The 21,239-nt window shown below is 43.5% G+C and carries 18 protein-coding genes; 13 read left to right on the top strand and 5 right to left on the bottom strand.

Features of this window, described 5'->3' with window-relative positions:
- The first annotated feature begins 32 nt into the window (after positions 1-32).
- From NST45_RS20515 to NST45_RS20460, 12 genes are all read left to right on the top strand, one after another.
- Positions 33-845, top strand: a complete 813-nt coding sequence (locus NST45_RS20515) for a sugar ABC transporter permease (protein WP_235219373.1) — start codon at positions 33-35, stop codon at positions 843-845.
- Complete coding sequence (locus tag NST45_RS20510) at positions 845-1,666, top strand: carbohydrate ABC transporter permease (RefSeq protein WP_036675882.1); 822 nt, start codon at positions 845-847, stop codon at positions 1,664-1,666. The genes NST45_RS20515 and NST45_RS20510 overlap by 1 nt, the downstream gene beginning before the upstream one ends.
- Before the next feature lie 37 nt (positions 1,667-1,703).
- Positions 1,704-4,775, top strand: coding sequence for a glycoside hydrolase family 2 TIM barrel-domain containing protein (locus tag NST45_RS20505; protein ID WP_339823635.1), 3,072 nt, complete (start codon positions 1,704-1,706; stop codon positions 4,773-4,775).
- 187 nt (positions 4,776-4,962) lie between these two features.
- On the top strand, positions 4,963-5,673 hold the full coding sequence (locus NST45_RS20500; protein ID WP_076297786.1) for a lantibiotic protection ABC transporter ATP-binding protein: 711 nt from the start codon (positions 4,963-4,965) through the stop codon (positions 5,671-5,673).
- Complete coding sequence (locus tag NST45_RS20495) at positions 5,670-6,416, top strand: lantibiotic immunity ABC transporter MutE/EpiE family permease subunit (protein ID WP_036675878.1); 747 nt, start codon at positions 5,670-5,672, stop codon at positions 6,414-6,416. The genes NST45_RS20500 and NST45_RS20495 overlap by 4 nt, the downstream gene beginning before the upstream one ends.
- A 2-nt stretch (positions 6,417-6,418) precedes the next feature.
- Complete coding sequence (locus NST45_RS20490) at positions 6,419-7,180, top strand: lantibiotic immunity ABC transporter MutG family permease subunit (protein WP_038569276.1); 762 nt, start codon at positions 6,419-6,421, stop codon at positions 7,178-7,180.
- Positions 7,181-7,195: 15 nt separating this feature from the next.
- Positions 7,196-7,855, top strand: a complete 660-nt coding sequence (locus tag NST45_RS20485; protein ID WP_036675961.1) for a response regulator transcription factor — start codon at positions 7,196-7,198, stop codon at positions 7,853-7,855.
- Between the two features lie 101 nt (positions 7,856-7,956).
- The gene (locus NST45_RS20480) at positions 7,957-9,219 is read left to right on the top strand and encodes a HAMP domain-containing sensor histidine kinase (protein WP_170914184.1); all 1,263 of its coding nucleotides are present in this window, start codon (positions 7,957-7,959) and stop codon (positions 9,217-9,219) included.
- A gap of 289 nt (positions 9,220-9,508) precedes the next feature.
- On the top strand, positions 9,509-10,282 hold the full coding sequence (locus tag NST45_RS20475; protein WP_036675873.1) for an SDR family NAD(P)-dependent oxidoreductase: 774 nt from the start codon (positions 9,509-9,511) through the stop codon (positions 10,280-10,282).
- Positions 10,283-10,780: 498 nt separating this feature from the next.
- Positions 10,781-11,140 carry a hypothetical protein gene (locus NST45_RS20470; protein WP_036675871.1) on the top strand — a complete coding sequence of 120 codons (360 nt, stop codon included), beginning with the start codon at positions 10,781-10,783 and terminating at the stop codon, positions 11,138-11,140.
- Positions 11,141-11,358: 218 nt separating this feature from the next.
- Entirely contained in the window at positions 11,359-11,535 is a 177-nt protein-coding gene (locus NST45_RS20465) for a hypothetical protein (protein ID WP_170914185.1), read from the top strand.
- Entirely contained in the window at positions 11,528-12,124 is a 597-nt protein-coding gene (locus NST45_RS20460; protein ID WP_036675867.1) for a zeta toxin family protein, read from the top strand. Before NST45_RS20465 ends, NST45_RS20460 begins: the two co-directional genes overlap by 8 nt.
- Before the next feature lie 124 nt (positions 12,125-12,248).
- Here the strand turns inward: NST45_RS20460 and nrdF are convergent, their stop codons facing one another.
- The 5 genes from nrdF to NST45_RS20435 form a co-directional block, all read right to left on the bottom strand.
- On the bottom strand, positions 12,249-13,208 hold the full coding sequence (gene nrdF, locus NST45_RS20455) for a class 1b ribonucleoside-diphosphate reductase subunit beta (protein ID WP_076099522.1): 960 nt from the start codon (positions 13,206-13,208) through the stop codon (positions 12,249-12,251).
- Positions 13,209-13,247: 39 nt separating this feature from the next.
- Complete coding sequence (gene nrdE, locus NST45_RS20450; RefSeq protein ID WP_036675863.1) at positions 13,248-15,332, bottom strand: class 1b ribonucleoside-diphosphate reductase subunit alpha; 2,085 nt, start codon at positions 15,330-15,332, stop codon at positions 13,248-13,250.
- A complete protein-coding gene (gene nrdI, locus NST45_RS20445; protein ID WP_036675861.1) occupies positions 15,319-15,678 on the bottom strand; it encodes a class Ib ribonucleoside-diphosphate reductase assembly flavoprotein NrdI in 360 nt (119 codons plus the stop codon). The genes nrdE and nrdI overlap by 14 nt, the downstream gene beginning before the upstream one ends.
- Before the next feature lie 403 nt (positions 15,679-16,081).
- On the bottom strand, positions 16,082-17,731 hold the full coding sequence (locus tag NST45_RS20440) for a helix-turn-helix domain-containing protein (protein ID WP_052096847.1): 1,650 nt from the start codon (positions 17,729-17,731) through the stop codon (positions 16,082-16,084).
- 30 nt (positions 17,732-17,761) lie between these two features.
- A complete protein-coding gene (locus NST45_RS20435; RefSeq protein WP_081382494.1) occupies positions 17,762-19,585 on the bottom strand; it encodes a sensor histidine kinase in 1,824 nt (607 codons plus the stop codon).
- A 227-nt stretch (positions 19,586-19,812) separates the two neighbouring features.
- On the opposite strand from NST45_RS20435, the gene NST45_RS20430 reads away from it, so the two are divergent.
- A complete protein-coding gene (locus NST45_RS20430; protein ID WP_038569278.1) occupies positions 19,813-21,156 on the top strand; it encodes a sugar ABC transporter substrate-binding protein in 1,344 nt (447 codons plus the stop codon).
- Positions 21,157-21,239: the final 83 nt, after the last annotated feature.

Here is a 21,239-nt window from a genome sequence, read left to right as displayed (position 1 = left end):
CAGGCTGGTTATTCGTTCTTGTGCCGGTCATTATGATCAGTATTTTCTATTTTTATCCAATGATTCAAGCCTTAATTCTATCCTTCAAGACAGGCAGAGGCAACAATCTTCAGTTTACCGGCCTTGATAACTATATTCGTCTGTTTAGCGACACCACTTTCCTTACAGCCGTCAAAAACACTTTTATTTACTTGATTATTCAGGTCCCAGTTATGCTGGTGCTGGCGCTCTTTATCGCTGTGCTGCTAAATGACGAAAGACTGAAATTTAAAGGATTTTTCAGAACGGCGATATTTCTGCCAACGGTAACTTCACTTGTAGCGTACTCCGTTGTTTTCAAGTACATGTTTGGAGCCGAAGGTATCGTCAATAAATTTCTGGTGAATCTGCATCTAATCAGCGAACCGATTCAATGGATTACCGATCCCTTCTGGGCCAAAGTTACTATCATTATCGCTATCACTTGGCGCTTTACTGGCTATAATATGATTTTCTATTTGTCCTCACTGCAAAATGTCGACAAATCAATATATGAGGCTGCTCATATAGATGGAGCGAGTGCATTTACACAATTTTTCAAAATTACAATTCCCCTATTGAAGCCGATTATCTTGTTCACGACGATAACATCGACCATTGGAACACTTCAGTTGTTTGACGAGGTGGTTAACATCACGAAAGGTGGACCCGGCAATGCAACCATGTCGATTTCCCAATATATTTATAACCTTTCCTTTGAATACACACCTAACTTTGGATACGCTGCAACCGTCTCCTATTCGATTGTTGTAATGGTGCTCATTCTGACGCTTATTCAGAACAAACTAGGAGGGGATAAGAGATAATGAAAACCAAACGCATGTTTACTTACGTATTTCTAATCATCGCTGCGCTGATCTCTATCTTTCCATTTATCTGGATGGTTATAAGCGCCACGAACCAGTCGGTTGATGTAACCAAAGGGACATTGTTGCCGGGTGCACATTTAGTGGAAAATATAAACAATCTATTTAGTTCAGTGGATATGTGGCAGGCTCTCTGGAACTCTGCAAAAATCTCTGTGGTGACTACTGTGCTTTCACTGCTAGTAGCATCGGCGGCTGGATATGGTTTTGAAATGTACCGCAGCCGGAGTAAAGATATCGTATTCAATATTTTGCTGGCTTCAATGATGATTCCATTTGCGGCGATTATGGTACCTCTATTTCAAATGTTCGCCAAAGTATCTAGTGTAGTGCCGTTTCTCGGTATCGATACAGCATCGGCAGTCATTCTTCCGACATTTACAACAGCATTCCTAATTTTCTTCTTTCGTCAAAGTACAAAAATGTTTCCTAAGGATATGATGGAGGCTGGGCGCATCGATGGGCTCTCGGAATTTGGTTTGTTCTTCCGCATTTATATGCCAACGATGAAATCAACTTACGCCGCCGCTGCGATTATCACATTTTTAAACAGCTGGAACAATTATCTGTGGCCTTTGATCGTATTGCAATCACCAGAAAATATGACTGTGCCCCTTCTTATCTCGAATCTAGGCTCAGGTTATGCCCCTGACTATGGTCTGATCATGTCAGCGATTGTCATTACGACCTTACCGACAGCATTAGTGTTTTTCATGATGCAAAAGCAATTTGTAGCTGGGATGACGGGTTCGGTTAAATAAGTTAGCGTTCATGTGAAGAATAGAGGAGGAAGTATAGATGAAGCAGCAGGTTGAACGAAACCTCACTCCAAGTCTGGAATGGTTATCAGACCCGTCCATTTATGCAATAGGCAGAGTGCACGCGCATTCTGACCATCGATATTACCAAACGAAAAATGAAGCCGAAGCGCTTGGAGAAATGCCCTGGCGCCATAGCCTGAACGGCAGCTGGAAATTTAGTTATGCCCAAAATGCCATGGAACGACAGGTTCATTTTTATAAGGAGGACGTGTCTTGCAGAGGCTGGAAGGATATTAAAGTTCCCGGTCATATCCAACTTCAGGGTTATGGGCAGCCTCAGTACGTGAATACGATGTATCCATGGGACGGTCATGAGCATCTTAGACCTCCGATGATCTCTGAGGACCACAATCCTGTAGGCAGCTATGTCAAATATTTTGAAGTTCCTGCGGGCTGGGAGCAACGTCCGGTGTATATATCTTTTCAAGGAGTTGAATCGGCTTTTTATATATGGCTAAACGGGGAGTTTGTTGGCTATAGCGAAGATAGCTTTACACCGAGTGAATTTGATTTAACATCGTACTTGACGGAAGGCGAAAATAAGCTGGCGGTTGAAGTCTATCAGCGCAGCACGGGGAGTTGGTTGGAGGATCAGGACTTCTGGCGTTTTTCGGGAATTTTTCGTGAGGTGTATCTATACACCGTGCCGGATGTTCATGTGCGGGATCTCCACGTTCAAACCGATTTGGATGAAAAGTTTGAGCAAGGAACGCTGACGGCTGTCATGCAATTGATAGGTAAGTCTGCCTCAAAAGTGCTCCTTGAGCTTAAGGATAGAGCAGGTAATCTTGTGGCTAGTACTGAAAGTGAAGTTTCAGGAGATTCCCTTTCGCTTACGCTTGCGGCAACAAAGGTGCAGCTGTGGAGCGCAGAAGCTCCTAATCTGTATACCCTTTACGTATCAGTTTACAACGCATCCGGGGATCTTGTAGAAGTTGTGCCGCAAAAAATTGGTTTTCGGAAATTCGAAATGATAGATAAGATTATGCACTTAAACGGCAAACGTATTGTATTTAAAGGCGTTAACCGGCATGAGTTTAATCCGCGCTTTGGACGCAGTATTACAAAAGAAGATATGCTGTGGGACATAAAAACCTTGAAGCAGGCGAACATCAACGCGGTTCGGACCTCGCACTATCCGAATATGACACTGTGGTATGAGTTGTGTGATGAATACGGAGTCTATGTCATTGACGAGATGAATTTAGAGTCGCATGGATCATGGCAGAAAATGGGGGCAGTTGAGCCGTCTTGGAACATCCCCGGCAATAAGCCTGAATGGCAGGATATCGTGATGGATCGTGCGATTTCCATGGTGGAGAGAGACAAAAATCATCCCTCCATTCTAATTTGGTCCTGTGGGAACGAATCTTTTGCAGGAGAAGTAATTCTGAACGTAGCCAATTATTTTCGAGAGAAGGACCCTACTCGGTTGGTTCATTACGAAGGGGTGTTCCATAACCGTGAATATGATGATTCGAGCGATATGGAGAGCCGGATGTATGCGAAAGCAGCAGATATCGAAAGGTATTTAACAGAAGATCCGCTAAAACCATATATTAGCTGTGAATACATGCATGCGATGGGCAATTCCGTCGGGGGGTTGCATAAATACACAGAGCTAGAGCAGAAGTATCCAATGTATCAGGGTGGATTTATCTGGGATTATATGGATCAGGTGATTGTGAAAAATGATCGATACGGTAAGCCCTTCATGGCTTATGGAGGAGACTTCGATGACCGTTCAACCGATTACAACTTCTCTGGTAACGGAATTGTGTATGCGGATCGGAGATGGTCGCCAAAAATGCAGGAAGTGAAATTTCTGTATCAGAACTTCAAGCTGCTCCCGGACAGTCAGGGTTTTACAATCAGAAATGAAAACTTATTTGTGGGCTTGGATGCTTATGAATTACAATACGCTCTGAACTATGAGGGTAGGGTCATCCAGCGTGGAACTGTCTTCGCTCAGGTTAATCCGGGCGAGGAAAAATATGTAGAAGTTGATCTACCCGATATTAAGAATCAGCCTGGCGAGTATAGCTTGGATGTTTCTCTTGTTCTGAAGGAAGATTCTTTATGGGCGAATAGCGGTTATGAAATCGCTTTTGGCCAGCATGTTTTTCAAGTGGCAAATACGTCAGCCGAGGAGTCTTTAACAGATGCTAAGATAACATCTGTCGTGAATGATTTTCGCGTGGTTGAAGGAGATGTGAATATTGGCGTACATGGTCGTGACTTCTCCATAATGTTCTCAAAGCAGGCGGGTACATTAATTTCTGTTAAATATTCAGGGCAGGAAATGATCTCTTCACCGCCGGCACCGCTCTTCTGGAGAGCAATGACAGACAATGACAAGGGGGCAGGAATGCATTTTGACTCTTCCCCTTGGTATGCAGCAAGCTTGACCCGTAGAACGTTAAGCTTCGAGCTCGTGGAGGAGAAGGACCGTGCGACGGTGACTTACGTGTACAAGCTTAGGGTATCAGAGGGAGTACGGGTAAGTGTAACTTACACAGTGTTCTCCGATGGAAGCATACAGGTGAAATCAAGCTACCATGGAGCAGCGGGTTTACCAAAGCTTCCGCTCTTCGCTTTAAGCTTTAAGGTGCCAGCGGATTATCATCAGCTGAATTGGTATGCAAATGGGCCGGAAGAAAATTATATCGACCGTGCGTGTGGGGCGAGATTGTGTCGCTTCCAGAATCATGCGATGGATAATGTGTCGTCCTATTTGGTGCCGCAGGAATCGGGTAACCGCACAGGTGTGCGCGAAGTATCCATAATGAATGATTATGGCCAAGGCATTATAATATCTGCACCAGCTGCAGCCCCTGTTGAAGCCAATATCTCGCCTTACTCGGCAATGGAGCTGGAGAATGCGACACATCATTATGAGCTGCCGAACGTTCACTATACCGTTGTTACCATTGCTGGACGTCAAATGGGCGTAGGCGGGGATGACAGCTGGGGAGCTCCAGTTCTTGATGAATATCAAATCAATCCATCCTTAGATATGGATTTTGAATTTACAATTCGCAGAGCATGATTTTTTTGCAATATTTGAAGTTCATGTATTAGATGATAAATATTCCAGGCTCGGTTCAACGTTAAATTTGAACCGAGCTTTTTTATGCTCGTTATAATCCCGTATAATTTGAGCTCAGTAAAACCTTATAAAGTCCTTAGATTTGCTATATATGATAAACGTATAGCAAATGAGAGGATGATAAAGGATGGGAGAGTATATTTTACAAACTAATAATTTATGCAAGAATTTCAGGGGGCAGCGTGCGGTTAACGATATCAGCATAACCGTAAAAACTAATTCGATTTATGGACTGTTAGGCCCAAACGGCGCAGGTAAATCGACGACTCTAAAAATGATAACAGGAATACTTCGAGCGACGTCAGGACAAATTTTATTTGACGGTCATCCATGGACACGTAAGGATTTACTACACATTGGAGCGCTGATTGAGTCCCCGCCACTTTATGGGAATCTGACTGCTGTCCAAAATTTGAGGGTACACACGACAATATTAAACTTACCGGATTCTCGGATTCGGGAAGTTCTTGAAATTGTTGATTTAACAACAACAGGCAAAAAAAGAGCGGGACAATTCTCTATGGGCATGAAGCAACGTCTCGGGATTGCGATCGCCTTGTTAAATCAACCTAGACTCTTGATTCTGGATGAACCGACAAATGGGCTTGACCCGATTGGAATTCAGGAATTACGTAAGCTTATACGCTCATTTCCTGCACAAGGGATTACAGTTATTTTATCGAGTCATATTCTTCATGAGGTGGAGCAAATTGCCGATCATATTGGAATCATTAGTAATGGTGTTCTAGGGTATCAGAATGCAATATTTCCTGGTGATGATTTGGAGAAATTGTTCATGGAAGTCGTGAGTCGGAACAGACAGGAGGTAACCAGATGATCCACTATCTTTTATCCGAAAATATTAAATTCAAACGAACATTTTCGCGAAAATTGATTGTCGTGGTGCCACTGTTTTTTCTTCTATTTTCATTTTTCACACAACAGAACCTGCAAACTGAAGACCACTATTTTATGGAAATGGTCTTTAATTGGTGGCCGCTGTTATTCATGACCATAGGATCTGCTTTGTTGTCTACACTATCGAATAACAAGGATCGTAAGGCTGGAGGATACCGCAGCTTAAGCAGTCACGGAATTAGCATCGTTAAACTTTGGCTCAGTAAAATTATTGTGGTGTCATATTATTTGCTGTTGTCTTCGCTGCTCCTTATTGCAGTAATGTACCTATCTGGTCTTTTGTTTCCTTTGGGTGCAGCACCCTTATCTGAAATTACAACAGCCGCTATGGTTGTTTGGTTGACCTCTTTGGGGATGATTCCAATCTATCTATTCTTAGCTGAACAATTTGGGTCTGTAGTATCTATTCTTGCAGGTCTGTTTGGGATGATTGTGAGTGTACTAGCAGCGGATCAACCTTCATGGATTTATGTTCCGTGGAGTTGGGCTTTAAGGTTAATGTGTCCCATTGTTGGTGTACGTCCAAATGGTGTGGCTCTTTCAGCACAGGATGCTTTAAGAGACTCTTCGGTTATTTTACCTGGAATTGTGGTGTCGCTTGTATTCTTTTTGGTAACCCTCACCTTAACTAGCTGCTGGTTTAGTAGAAGAGAGGTGCGATAGAGGTGGTGATACTCCGGCTATTACAAGCTGAATGGTTGATGACTAAGCACACTGCAATTCGTTGGTTGATATTCCTTGTTCCTGTTCTATATCCGATGATGGTACTTTGGTATTTTTCACAGCGTGCGGATCAGTTTCACATCTATGATGGTTATTTTTCATTAATAGCCTTTGGGTTGCCTGTTGGGATAGGATTATTCTCTGCTTTAATGAGTGGTTTAGAGGAGGGGGCAGGGGGATTCTATAATCTATTAAGTGCTCTTTCACGTCCGAAGTGTTATATAAGAAAACTCGGGTTCATAATCTTGGCGATGATATGGATCGTATTCGGTTCAACATCAATTCTAATACTGGGCATGAAACAAATTTTGCATATAGAGCAGATACAATATCTAATATTCTGGCAAGGAGCTTGTTGGGTAGTAGGCACTGCTCTAATCTTAATGATCTTTCATCTCATCTTAAGTTATGCTGGAGGTTTGGGACTTTCTCTAACGGTGGGTAGTGCAGGTACGCTAATTGCAGCCATCGTAGGTGGAACCATTGTAGGAGATAAAGTGTGGTTATACATACCGTGGGCCTGGTCGATGCGGATGATTCAACTTCCCTTGTTTTATGCACAACCCAACGGGTTCATTGAAACGGAAGTATTGAAGCTGCAACTTCTTCATTCCGTACCTGCTATACTTATTAGTACAATGATAATGGCAATGTTAGGCTTGACATGGTTTCATTACTTTCAGGGTAGGAAATCATATGAATAAATAGGAGTGAGGTCACTGGCTAATATTTTAATAATAGATGATGAACCTGATATTTTGGCGCTAGTAAATAATATTCTTAGCAAAGATCACCATAGGGTTACGGTAAAAACAAGTGCACGACATATGCCTTTGAACGAGTACTCGACATTTGATTTAATCCTGTTGGACGTGATGATGCCAGATATCGATGGTTTTGAGCTCTGTACTCAAATCAGGGATATCGTAGACTGTCCGATTCTGTTTCTTACAGCTAAATCAATGGAGACAGATATTATGTTTGGACTTAGTGTAGGGGCAGATGACTATATCGTGAAGCCTTTTCGCGCAGGCGAGTTGAAGGCTCGGGTTAACGCTCATTTGCGGCGTGAGAATCGAGGGAAAAATCATATGTTAAGCGCATCTGGAGTGAAATTCAATCTCTCGGCAAAGGAGATTTCTATTGATAAAGAGAAAATAAATCTCACTAAAAGTGAATATCAGATATGTGAATTTCTTGCTAGAAATAAAGGTCAGGTTTTTTCCAAAGAACAAATTTATGAATCGGTTTATGGCTATGACAGAGAAAGCGATAGCTCAACTATTACAGAACATGTAAAAAATATCCGCAGTAAGCTGAGTGCGAGGGAGGTTTCACCGATTGAAACCGTTTGGGGGATAGGTTACAAATGGGTGTGAAACGAATACGGCTCCGTACAGTCTTCATTCAATATTTATTATCATTAGGTGCGTGTACTCTATTATTGGCATTTCTGTGTTTAGGGGTATTTACTCTCTTAATGCAGTATGGAATGATTGTTCCAGCAAACCATACTGAGCAATCCATTGCAAAGTCTTGGGATGTTTTGCAGCGTGCGCCAGAAATTACGCAAGAAATGATACCTTGGGGAGCGGAACATGCGGTATTGGATCAGCAAAAGAACTATATTTCAGGAAATATTCCTAAAGAACGCGCTCTAGATATATTGCAGAAGAATCAAAGCAGTTGTAATCTCATGGGTACAAACTGCACCGATGTGATTGAGCGGGAGCATGAGGTTATCGTACTGCAATATGCAATCGTACCGCAGTTCACCTCGAATTTTCTGCATAACACGCTGCCTAATCCGCAATTAACGTTATTGCTGTTTTTTGTAGTTCTGATGTTACTGGAAGTTATTCTGATTTCTGGATTTTTCGCTCGAAGACTGAGTCAAAAAATGGCTTCCTTGCAAGAAGCTGCACATCACATTGAAGCTAAGAATTTGGATTTTACTGTCGTGTATTCTGGGGTCAGTGAAATTGATGAGGTGCTATCATCCTTGGAACAGCTGAGAGAGGAATTGAAAAAGTCGCTAGAACAGCAATGGAATTTGGAACAAATGAAAAAAGAGCAGATTTCTGCGCTTGCCCACGACATTAAGACTCCTCTTACGATTATTCAAGGAAATGCAGATTTGCTGATAGACTCAGATTTAGCGGAGAATCAGCAAGAATATATAGGGTATATTTCCAAAAATGCGGATCAAATCGAACAATACATGGCAACACTTATTGAGATTTCTAATACGAGGAAACAAATTTCTCCCCGCTCTAAATGGGTTAGAACGGAAGCTTTTATCCAGCAAATTCGTACGCAGTTAGATGCGTTGGTTGTCCCTAAGCATCTTCGGATAGAATTCCACCAGGACAATAATCTGCCCCCTGAGGTGTTGATAGACAATGAACTACTTCATCGGGCTGTGATGAATGTACTCGCTAATGCGGTAGAGTATTCCCCGTATGAGAGTGTGATTTATTTGCAGGTTGAGGCAAAACAAGATTGGTGGAGTATAAACGTAGCAGACAGTGGATCAGGATTTACGAGTGAAGGACTCCAATCTGCAGTTAAGCAGTTTTATCGAGGGGACAGTAGCCGTACCTCCAAAAGTCACTATGGATTGGGACTTTATATTGCCGACACCATTGTCAGGCAGCATCAGGGCAGTCTGCATATTAGCAATTCTCCCCTGACGGGTGGAGGTCAAGTTCGAATCGACGTCCCAGTTCGTGGAGTTAGGTAGAGGTTTATTACACCTCTTAGAATAACATTGGATAAAACTTCTGGTTTATCTGATGAAATTCTAAGGGGTGTATTTTTTATGACGATCAAAACCAAATTCTCAATTGTTGGAAAAGTAGATTAAAATATTGATTGCTATATACAATTAAATACAATAAAGTTGTCATATAGAGGATAATTTTGTCGATTTTTCTGCAAAAATGTTCCAATCTACACTGTATCAGGTGACATTAGGGTCTATGAGGTTCAAATCCTCTTCCTGAAAAAGACATAAGAAAGTGGTGCGCATAATGAGTAGCAACAGATTTGAAAACAAAGTAGTTATTATTACGGGTGCTGGTACCGGAATCGGAAAAGCTACAGCATTGAGAGTAGCAAGAGAGGGTGGTACTGTAGTAGTTGCCAATCGATCAGATGCTGGCGCTAACACAGTCGAAGAAATCAAAGCTTTAGGTGGAGAAGCACTGTTTGTGCGGTCAGACGTTTCAGTTGAAGCAGACTGCAAAAATATCGTAGATCAAACCTTAGCAGCTTATGGAAAGATTGATTGCCTTTATAATAACTCAGCAATTACAGGAGATAATGCGGATGTTACAGAATATGATCCGATATTGTTTCAAAAGGTGATTCAGACAAATCTTAATGGCCAATTCTACATGTTGCATTATGCATTACCACATATGAAATCCGGTGCTTCCGTTCTAAACTGTTCCTCCTTGCATGGTATTTTTATTGGGATGGCAAATGATGCAGCTTATTCAGCAAGTAAACACGCCATTGTGGGCATGACTAAATCGGTTGCTAAAGAAGTGGGTCACCGTAATATCAGAGTAAATGCTATTTGCCCTGGTCCTATCCCTACACCAACCATGAACAGATACGAAAAGCTGTTGTCTGATGATGTAGAGATGCTTCAATCTCTTATCGCTTCTGGAACGGCTTTGGGCAGATATGGTACGCCTGAGGAAGTAGCTGCTTTTGCATGTTTCCTTCTAAGTGATGAGGCTTCATTTATTACAGGTACAGCACATGTGATTGACGGGGGCTACTCCGCAACTAAGTAATTAGTCGGATTAATTTACTTATATAAGCATCTAGTATCGAAGGCTTTGCGGCGTATTCCTGTTCGGAAATCCTGTAGGATAAATGGACTGGAGTTGGAAGGCGCACGCAGAGCCTTTTTTAGTTGTTTCTAAATGATAACGGAATTACACAAGTGTGAATGAAATTAAGGCAAATATAACCATGGATATGTTGGAATTTGTAGAAATTTGTATTTTAATATAAATAAAAAAAGAAATTTGTCGATAATAATATAGGTAATAGGTATGAGTTAAAATATATTAGAAAGGATGTTGCAATAAAACGATACAGGAAATAGATGTCATTTACTATTGATTGTAACGATATGGCATCATTTAAACAAGGCAGTTTGTTCCAAACCCAGTTGCCAAAAGTAGAAGTTACTAAAAAGCCTGGGCAGAAATTTTTTGTCTGTTGGAGTTACATACATTTCTTTCTATTATTAAAAAATAACTATTAAAACTTGGAGGAATACAATTATGTCATACACAATTAAATACAACAAAAGTGAAAACCACATCGATGTAGTATCTATCGATTTTTCTGCTGAGGATGTTCCAGGATACTTGAAAGATTTTGAGAATATCATGAAGCTTGTTAGTCCTAAATTTACGGGTACAACTGATGTAACTGAATCTGCAAGTGTACTTTCTCCTGAAGTTGCAGCAATGTTGGCTCCAACAGGTGAGATGGCGAAAGCAGCTGGTCAAGCAGGATGGGCTTATGTAACTAAAAACCCAATTTGGAAAATGCAATTGAAACGTATTTTTGGCAGAGATTTTGCTGATGCTTACGATACCTATGAAGAAGCTAGAACAGTACTGAAAAAATTGCAATAATCTAATAAATAGAGTTAGCAAAAAGTGCGGAGAGCTTTCTCCGCACTTTTTGTTTTTCTTTGGAAAACTTATGCCTATATAGTGGAGATACTATGGATATGAATAGCCAGTAGAGCAAGCTTGTTTTGTTTGAAGAGGTTTATTCGGCTAGAGTTTAATCCAAAAAGAGTATGCTATAATGATGATAAGAATGCCTACAGGATGGAAGGTGAATGGTTATGAATCTTGTTCAAGATTTGCATAAATTAATCAAGCTTACAGGCGAACGAGCCAAGTTGGATGCAAAAGCAAACGGAACTTACATTGTATATAAAACGAAAAATGGTTTGATTGTTAAGGAATATCCAAATGGTGTGATCGTACCTATAGATAATCAGGAGACATCTCATGAGTGAGCCCTCTGCGATGATGTATGTATTTGCTGGGAATAATGGCAGCGGGAAAAGTACAATTAGGAATTTGATTGTAGATCGACTTGGAATTAGTGTGAATATCGATCCTGATGCTTTAGCTCGCCGCATTGATCCCGATGATCCAAACCGTCGGAAGATATCCGCAGGTAAAGAGGCGATAAGACTAGCTAGGAACTGTATAGACAATAGGCGTGATTTCACAATAGAGACAACATTGGCCGGTGGAAATGTAATTCGACTCATGCAGAGTGCTAAGGAAAGCGGTTTTGAGACAACTATGTTCTTTGTAGGACTTGGTGATTATCAGCTAAATATCGAACGGGTTGCTTTACGCGTTCGAAATGGTGGCCACGATATTCCAACTGAGGATATTATTAGAAGACATACAACATCAATTCAAAACTTACTTTCTAATTTGTACCTTATTGATCATTTGATTGTTATCGACAACAGTAAGTCGGATGGAGAAATTGTTTTGGAAGCAGGGTATTGCTCTATAAAATATCAGGTTGATCCTCTCCCAGCTTGGGTCCATAAAATTAAGGAGAATTTAAAAGTTGAACCATTATAAATAACCTTAGTCCGAAAGCCTACTGGACTAAGGTTATTTAATTTAGACATGAAACATTTATTGTAAATAATATAATACACTTGAGCTGGCATCTATTAGATACAACAACCTCTGATGATTTTATTTAAAATTGAAAATCTTCATCCTTCAGTGGCTCCACATTAAGCGCCCGGACATATCCGTTGCCTTTCTTCGAGAAGAAGTCATGCTGCTTGGTGTGGGTGCTGATCCCGTTCTGAACAATCGGGTTGATCTCTTCCTCGTCAAATAGCGGATCATGGCCCAGATTCATCATCGCTTTATTGGCATTGTATCTTAGGAAAGTCTTAACCTCGTCCACCAATCCGATAGGGGCATAGATCTGCTCGGTATAACGCTCTTCATTCTCATGCAGCAGTCGAAGCAATTCTACCAGCGTATGGTGAAGTTCGCGTTGCTCGTCTTCTGGGAGCCCGTCAAAGATCTCTTGTGCCAGCACGCCGACATATACCCCATGGATGCTCTCATCCCGTAGAATAAGGTCGATGATCTCACCGCTGCAAGTCATTTTGCCCTGCCCAGCCAGATATAGGGGATAGAAGAAACCACTGTAGAACAAGTAGCTCTCGAGCAGGACGGAGGCTGCCATGGCAAGGTACAGGTCTTTAGGTGAGTCTATGTTTTTGTAATATTGTGATATGGTCTCCGCTTTGAACTGGAGGAAGGGGTTCTCTTCTACCCAGCGGAATACACTGTCGATCTCCTCTGTAGAGGACAAAGTGGTGAAAATACTGCTGTACGATTTGGCGTGAATTTGTTCCATCATACCCATGAAGCCCAGTACGGCTTTACGTTGAAGGCCTTCGACATGCTCCATAATCTGCGGCATACCGACTCCGCCTTGAATCGTATCCAGCAGTGTCAGACCGCCCAGCACCTTCATATAGGAGTCCTTTTCTTGCTCACTGAGCGTGAGCCAGGACATTTTATCATCGGATAATGGAATTTCATCGTCCGTCCAGAATTGCATAATGTTCTGATTCCAGAACATCAATGAGAAATCGTCGTCGGGACGGTTCCAGTTAACGGCTTGGATAGCGGTCATAATATTGCAATCTCCTTTTCTGCGGCTATAGCCTTCCTTTTAGATTGAGCAGGTGAGGCATTCCTCGACAGACAGCTTTTTGGTCCGGGTGTAATACAGCGACTTCAAGCCTTTATGCGCCGCATACAGGTAGGAGCGGGCCAGTTCTCTGGTGGAAACATCACTGTTAACATGCAGAACGGTCGAGATACCTTGGTCGATATGGGGCTGAATTTCCGCGATCAGATCGATTACCTTGAACTGGTCCATCTGGTAAGCCGATTTATAGAAAAACACATTGTCCGGCCGCAGGTACGGCATCGGATAATAAGTAGTTGAATTAGCATAAGTCCGAGTCTCAATCTGCTCAACAATCGGCATAACGCTTGAAGTGGCGTTTTGGATATAGGAAATGCTGGCCGTTGGCGCAATCGCCAAACGGTAAGCATGGTATAGGCCATTTGCTTTTACCGCATCCCGCAATTGTTCCCAGTCAGCTGGGGATGGGATATAAATATCTCCGAATAACTCTTGTACCCTTGGGGTAACCGGACGGTAATCGGTAGTCAGGTAACGCTCAAAATAAGCTCCCGTAGCATAATCAGAAGCCTCAAATCCATGGAAAGATCGGCCCGTCGCGGCAGCGATTTCCATGCTTTTCTCCAGCGAGTGGAAATTCATGGTCATAAAGAAGGTCCGGGCAAAATCGCGGGCCTGCTCGCTTTCATAAGCAATGTTGTTCTTAGCCAGATAGCCGTGCAGATTCATGACGCCAAGACCGACAGAGTGCATTTCCTTGTTTGCTTTGGCTACGCCTGGGGCATTGGAAATACTGGTCATATCGCTAACAGCGGTCAGGGCGATCATGCCCTCATGTACGGATTCACGGATTTTGCCATGTTCCATCACGTTAACAATGTTCAAGGAAGCCAGATTGCAGCTTACATCGCGGCGGATTGTACTCTCCTGTCCGTAGTCGGCAATCTCTGAGGTCTCCTGCAGCTGGAAGATTTCAGTACAAAGGTTGGACATTTTGATCTGTCCGACGTTTTTCAGGGCATGGGCCGCATTGGCATTGCTCTTGTTCATGATATATGGATAGCCAGATTCCAGCTGGATCATGGCAATTTTGGTCAGCATATCCCGTGCGCTCATAGCTTTCTTCTTTTTGACACGTGGATCGGCCAGCAGCTTATCATACATGTCATCCAGATCCATATCGTCGAGATGCGTTCCGTAGGCTTTGTACACACTGTAAGGAGCAAATACATGCAGCGCTTCATTGTCCTTCGCCAGCTTATAAAAGCGGTTCGGAATAATCAGGCCGATGGACAGGGTTTTGAGTCTTGTTTTTTCGTCGGCATTGATCTTCTTGCTGTCGAGGAATTCCAGAACGTCCCAGCCAAAAATGTTGTAATAGGCTGCTCCTGATCCTTTACGCTGACCCATCTGATCTGCATAGGAGAAGCCGTCTTCCATCAGCTTGAGTACAGGTATAATTCCCTTCGCAGCATCCTCAACACCCTTGATAGTTTCACCACGGGAGCGTAGCTTGGATAGGTTGACGGCCACACCGCCACCGATCTTCGACAACTGCATGCAGGTATTCAGCACATAGTTGATGGAATTGAGCGAGTCGTCCATTTCGATTAGGAAGCAGGAGACGAGCTCACCACGCCGGCTCTTACCGGCATTTAAGAAGGTTGGGGTCGCAGGTTGTAGGCGCTGTTCCATCATCGAACGGGCAAGTACCCCGGCAGTATCGGCGTTGCCGCGTCCCAGGTGAAGGGCGACTGCCGCCACACGGTCCGGGTAATGCTCCAGATATTGTTTGCGGTCATTGGTTTTTACAGCGTAATCCGTGTAGAACTTCGAAGCTGCCATATAAGATGGAAAACTGAAGTTGTAGGCGTGGGTAATCTGGTAGACTTCTTCAATCTCCGCCGTGCTGTACTGTTCGTAAAAATTCTCGTAGAAATCCTGTTCAATCATATAATCAACCTTGGCTTTTGTATTCGCAAAAACCAGACTCCGGCGCTCTACATCCCGCATAAATTCAGCTACTGCCTCAAGATCTTTGTCTAACTGAAAGAAGCCACTTTCGTCTCTCTTCATCAACATGTTGTTTAATTCAATATGCCGCAACCCGGCTCACCTCCTGTTTAATCCGTTCTACATCGCCAAATGTACCCGATAACTCAAATTTACCGATAACGGGCACGTTATACCGATCTGCAATCAAGTCCGCGCTGTGCGCGAACAGCTCGCCCCAGTTCTTATTGCCGCTGGCGGCTATGCCTTTCAGATTGGCATTATTGTTCTTCAAGAAAGTAGACACCTTTTCTGGAATCTGTCCAAAGCCGGTGGTATATGTAATAAGCACATAGGGCTCGTCAATCGTCATATGCTCCTCAATCTGCACAGCCGGCAACTTAAGTTTGCTGATGAAGCGTCTGACATTTCCTGTTTTTGAATCATACGCGACTAGCATGGTGTCTGTCCCCCTGTAAATATTAAAAACTATTGAAAATAGTATGAAAACTGAATGGATAAGCTTTAAATACTGAAAAATCGTATCTATACTATATTTAGTGTGCGTTGTTTATTTTAATTACTATATGTTGAAAAGTCAATATGGGAACAGCCGTCTTAATAGCTGGGAAAGTGTCTCGTAAGCGGTTTTTTGGCAGGCTTTTAGGGCAGAAAGACCGGAGTATTAGCATTTTGCTAGTTTAAAAATAAAAATAAAAAAATTGCAGGAGTAAGGGTGATACTTAGGGATGCTGCTGAGGGTGATGGCAAGCCAATAAATCTGCAAGGAACAGAGCCTGCTCCTTGCAGATTTATTGGCTTTATTTTTGCGAAGTGGGGTTATTCTTAATAATCTCTTGATCTCAAGAACGGTTGTTTACTCCGAGGCTTCGGTCAGGCGGTGAATCTGCTTTAAGTTGCTGCATGTATTCTCTGGGGGAAATTCCGGTTACCTTTTTGAAGACCTTGCTGAAATAGAAGGCACTCTCATATCCCAGCTTCTGTGAGATTTCGTAGATGCGACCTTCCCCGCGTGCCATCATTTCTTTGGCTGTCGTGATTTTGATCTCCGTGATATATTCCACATAGTTGACCTTGGCAACCTTGGAGAAAAGGTGGCTCAGATAGTTGGGACTGAAATTGAAGACATCCGCCACTTGATTGAGCGAGAGCTTAGTTCCGAGATTTCGTTTAATATACTCTTGGACATTTTTGACGAGCTGCTCCTTGTAGCTTTGTCTGCGGGTAGAGAGGATGTCCGAGCAACCGTCCCTGAACTGGATCAGCCAGCCGGCGATCTCTTCAATCGTATGCATCTGGTAGATAGCCCGGTAGCCCTCCGGTTCATTTTCGAAAATTTGCTCCACAATATTCTCACCGTCTGCAAGTAGTGAAGTGGCCATATACAGAATGTTGCAGGCGGCATCAGTGGCGGGAACCAGCAGGTCGGCCCGGCCGTCGAAGATTTCGATCATTTTGGAGATAATGGCGTATAAAGCTTGGGTATCCATTTCTTCAAAAGCACGGCGGATCTCTGTACGCAATTCGGAGAAATCAAACAACAGATGATCCTGCTCCAGCGACTCTCCTTCGGCAAAAAACACAAACGACTGTGCTTTAACCGCAGCAGGAAGCGCTTTTCGCGCAGCGAGGTAGCTTTCCCGCAGCAAATAAGGATCCTCGACCGCAAAGCCGATCGCGCCGATGATCCTTACATTGAAGTAGTTATGGAGTATGGAGGCCATATGGGTCAATAGCATTTCAATCTCAGGCATCCATTGCCGTGAATCCGTCCCGTTGACGGGCAGGGTTACAGCAAAATTGCGCAAGTCCAGACTGGTCACATAACAAGGTCTTATGGAAGTAAGCGTATCTTTGGCCATTTGGACGGTACTTGAGCACAGAGCAACCATTTTATCGCCGCGGGGCGGGACACTGTCTGGTCCCAAAATACGGCAAGTGCAGACTAGATAAGCAGGTTCCTTGAGCTCAAGGTTTAAATCATCTCTCTGCAGAAGGTACTGGTTTTTATTTGCGAATAAGTTATTGAACAGGCGGATGAAAAATTTATCGCGTTGGGCTTGTAGATTGCCTCTATGAGCAAGCATGGGATAGCTGTCTAGGGTTTGAAAAGCCTCCAATTGGGAAATTGCTTTCCGAATGGAGGCATCAAGTGCCTCTGGTGTCAGTTCCAGCTTCACTAGATAATCTGTGGCTTGCACTTCAATCGCTCCACGTGCGTATTCGAATTCCTCGTAGCTTGTTAAGATGATAAACAGCGGAAGCCGGCCGTGTTTTTTGCGTACCGCATTGGCAACTTCTAAGCCGCTTTTAATTGGCATTTTTATATCGCTGATTACAATGTCAGGACGGAGGGTGTCAATCATTTCTTCCTCTTGAGCCCCGTTGTGTGCAATGCCGACAATTTCTATATTATATTGCTCCCACTTCAGCATGGACTGCAAGCCGATACAGACCAGCGCCTCGTCATCAGCGATTAACAACTTGATCAATTCCATCACATCCTTGCTTGGTATGCTACTCTATTCCTTTTGCAGGAACGGCAGAAGAATCTTCATCCGGGTATATTGGCCCGACTCACTCTCAATCGAAAGACCGTAATTATCCCCAAATGCCAGGCGCAAACGTTCATTTACGCTGCGGAGTCCAATATTCTCGGGCATTTCTTTGCTTCCGTCACCTGGATTCGACAGAATCGTGGAGATTTCTTCTTCCTTCATCCCTACACCGTTGTCTTCAATCGTAACTAGAATATCGGCGAATCCACTTTTGGCCACCTTAATGAGAATTTCTCCTCTGCCTTTGGGCTCAATGCCATGGAAGATGGCGTTCTCGACCAGGGGCTGGAGCGTGAATCGTGGAATTAGGCCGGTTAGCAGTTCCTCGTTGTCAATCTCCTTTACCATAGAGACCGTACTGCCATAGCGGTATTTCTGAATCAGAAAATAATCATCCAGCAGGCTCAGCTCATCCTTCAGCGGCATCAGTCTACGGTTGTCTTTGGCGATGCTGCGCAGCAGTCTAGATAGTGAAGTGGTCATTTCTGCGATGCCGGTAGCATTCTGAATTGTAGCCATCCATTTGATCGAATTCAGTGTGTTGTACAGGAAATGGGGATTGATCTGACTCTGCAGCATCCGGTATTCCAGCTCCTGTTTCTGTTTCTCGTCAGCGAGCCGGCTGTCCATAAGCGCTACGATATCTTGGGACAGGCGGTTAATACCCCGTCCGACATCGCCAAGCTCGCTGTTCCATTCGATATTGCGGTCCAGCAGGAAATTGCCCTGGGCGATCTTATCAATCCGCTTCTTCAGTTTTTCCACCGGAAGACTGATGGTACGGGTCAGATACAGCGTAATGATAGCGCTTAAGACAATAACCAGGAGACAGACGCCGAGCATAACCAGAATCCATATATTTGTCTTGGGAGCGAACAGGTCATTGGATAAAGTCTGTGACAGAATGACTCCGCTGCGTACGGGATAAGATACCACGATATGGCTCTCTTTCTCGTCCGCCAGCTTGACCATGGACAGCTCGGTTTGCGGACCGACAGGTTTATCATTGGTATAGGCCACCGGTTCATACGGCTCTGCAATGGCGATGACCTGATCGCCGATGAGCTGATAATGATGATTGCCGAGCGTCAGCAGCAGCCGGGAATTCTTCGGCAGGGAGTACCCCTTCAGCTTGTCGGTAATAACAGTGGTATTCGCTAACAGGTACACTGTTCCAACGCGGGAAGCTCCTTTGCCGTAAATAGGAAAAACAAAAGGAATTCCGTTCGTGTTGGAGAGCGGGTCCTTGATCACCCGGTCCCATTTCTCCTCGGCATCGTTGCTAAGGCCGGTAATTTGACCGATATTGTGTATGGTAAGCGGAACAGAGGTGCCGGTTTTATCCACCTGCAGAAACTTGCCGTTGCTATCCGTAACAATCAGACGGCGGGCATAGCTGTTGGAGCGGTTGTTCAGGAAGTCCTGCTGCATCGAGTTGAATACATTAACTGCTTCCTTAGAGCTAGCCTTAGGTGAGCTGAAGTAGTCTGTGATCAGGGTATTAGTAGAAGAGTTAGTGCTGCAGGTCATCGCCAGGGATGACAGATCAATCAAATCCTGTTCAATAATATGAGATACCAGCTGCAGATTGAACTCGGTCGCCTGGATGGTTGTTTTACGCTGATAATAAGTAATTAATTCATAGCTGAAAAAAGAAAGCAGCGACGCTATCAGCAGTGCGAATACGGCCATGAGCAGAATAATGCGACTTTTAATGGTGGATTTTCTTACCGTATTTAACACTCCTCTACAAAATGTGAAAACATATAAAGCGTTTTCATATACCATAGCATATTCCTGCGTTCCGATACAGGGGGAGGTACATAAGCTGAATATTTTACATGTTTTAGATAGAAAATTACAGGTTTGAACCGGAGCAGGGAAGAAGAACACAGAAAAGTGAATGAACTTTGTTTGATAATGCATGCCATTCTTGCGGAAAAAGCTATAAACTTTGAACTAAGCTCAGAAGAGCCGATCGTAGTTACACAATCAGAAGAAAAGGGGATATTTAAATGAAACTGAAAAGATTCTATGGCATAACCCTCGCCACAGTATTCTCCATGAGTCTGCTGGCTGGATGTTCTGGTAATAACAACAACGAAGGTGCTGCTGCAACGACAGCTCCAGCAACGGGGAATTCTGCAAACGCTTCCGCTGAACCGAGCCAGGAGCCTGTGACTTTGAAATGGGCCTTGTGGGATTGGGAAGCTACCGCTTACTACAAGCCACTGATCGATGCCTACAAAGCTGAGCATCCGAATGTAACGATCGAATATGTCGATCTGGGGTCGACGGACTATATGACCATGTTAAGCACACAACTGTCCGGTGGCGCAGATCTGGACGTACTTACAATTAAAGATATTCCGGGCTACTCGAACCTTGTGAAACAGAATCACCTGGAGCCGCTTAAAAGCTTTATGAGTGGCAACGCTATTGATCCTTCGGTATATGGAGGTACTGTAGAACAAATCGAAGTGAACGATGAGGTGTATGCGCTTCCTTTTCGCAGCGATTTCTGGATTCTCTACTACAATAAAGATTTGTTCGACAAAGCAGGAGTGGAATATCCAAGCAATGATATGACATTCGAGCAATATGATGAGTTGGCCAGAAAAATGACTTCTGGCAGCGGTTCTGAAAAAGTGTACGGAGCTCACTACCATACTTGGCGTAGTGCGGTTCAACTGTTCGGTATTCTGGACGGCAAGAACACTGTTGTTGACGGAAACTACGATTTCTTGAAGCCAACCTATGAGCGGATCCTGAAAGAACAGGAAGACGGCATCGTAATGGATTACGCCACACTGAAGACTTCAAGCACGCACTATTCTGGCGTATTCTACAATAATTCCGTTGCTACTATGAACATGGGCAGCTGGTTTATCGCTACACAGATTGAGAAAGTGAAGAGCGGCGAGTCCCAATCGGCTAACTGGGGCATTGCGAAATACCCTCATCCGGATGGTGTGGAAGCCGGTACAACCCTGGGTACAATTACTTCTCTGGCTGTAAATCAGAAATCCAAACATAAAGAAGCAGCACTTGATTTCATGAAATTCGTGACTGGTGAAGAAGGCGCTAAAGTTATTGCTTCCACCGGAACCATTCCAGCGATTAAGAATGATGAAGTTATCAATTCCATTACTTCCATCGAGGGCTTCCCTGCGGATGAGAACAGCAAAGCGGCACTGACTACTGTTAAGACTTATCTGGAAATGCCTATGCATGAAAAGAGCGCGGACATCGAAGTTATTTTGAATGAAGCGCATGACAATATTATGACTAAAAATGCTTCGATTGACGAAGGTTTGGATGATATGAATGCTCGCGTACAGCAGCTCTTGAATAATTAACCTTAAGAGAGCCGGTTCTAAGGGCGGGTGAAAGCCCGCCTTTTATATTAAAGCGTATAGATTTGTGGGGAAGTTTTAGAAGG

Source organism: Paenibacillus sp. FSL R7-0163 (assembly GCF_037969975.1).
Taxonomy (GTDB): Bacteria; Bacillota; Bacilli; order Paenibacillales; family Paenibacillaceae; genus Paenibacillus_AQ; species Paenibacillus_AQ odorifer.
This window is presented reverse-complemented; position numbering and strand designations above follow the sequence as displayed.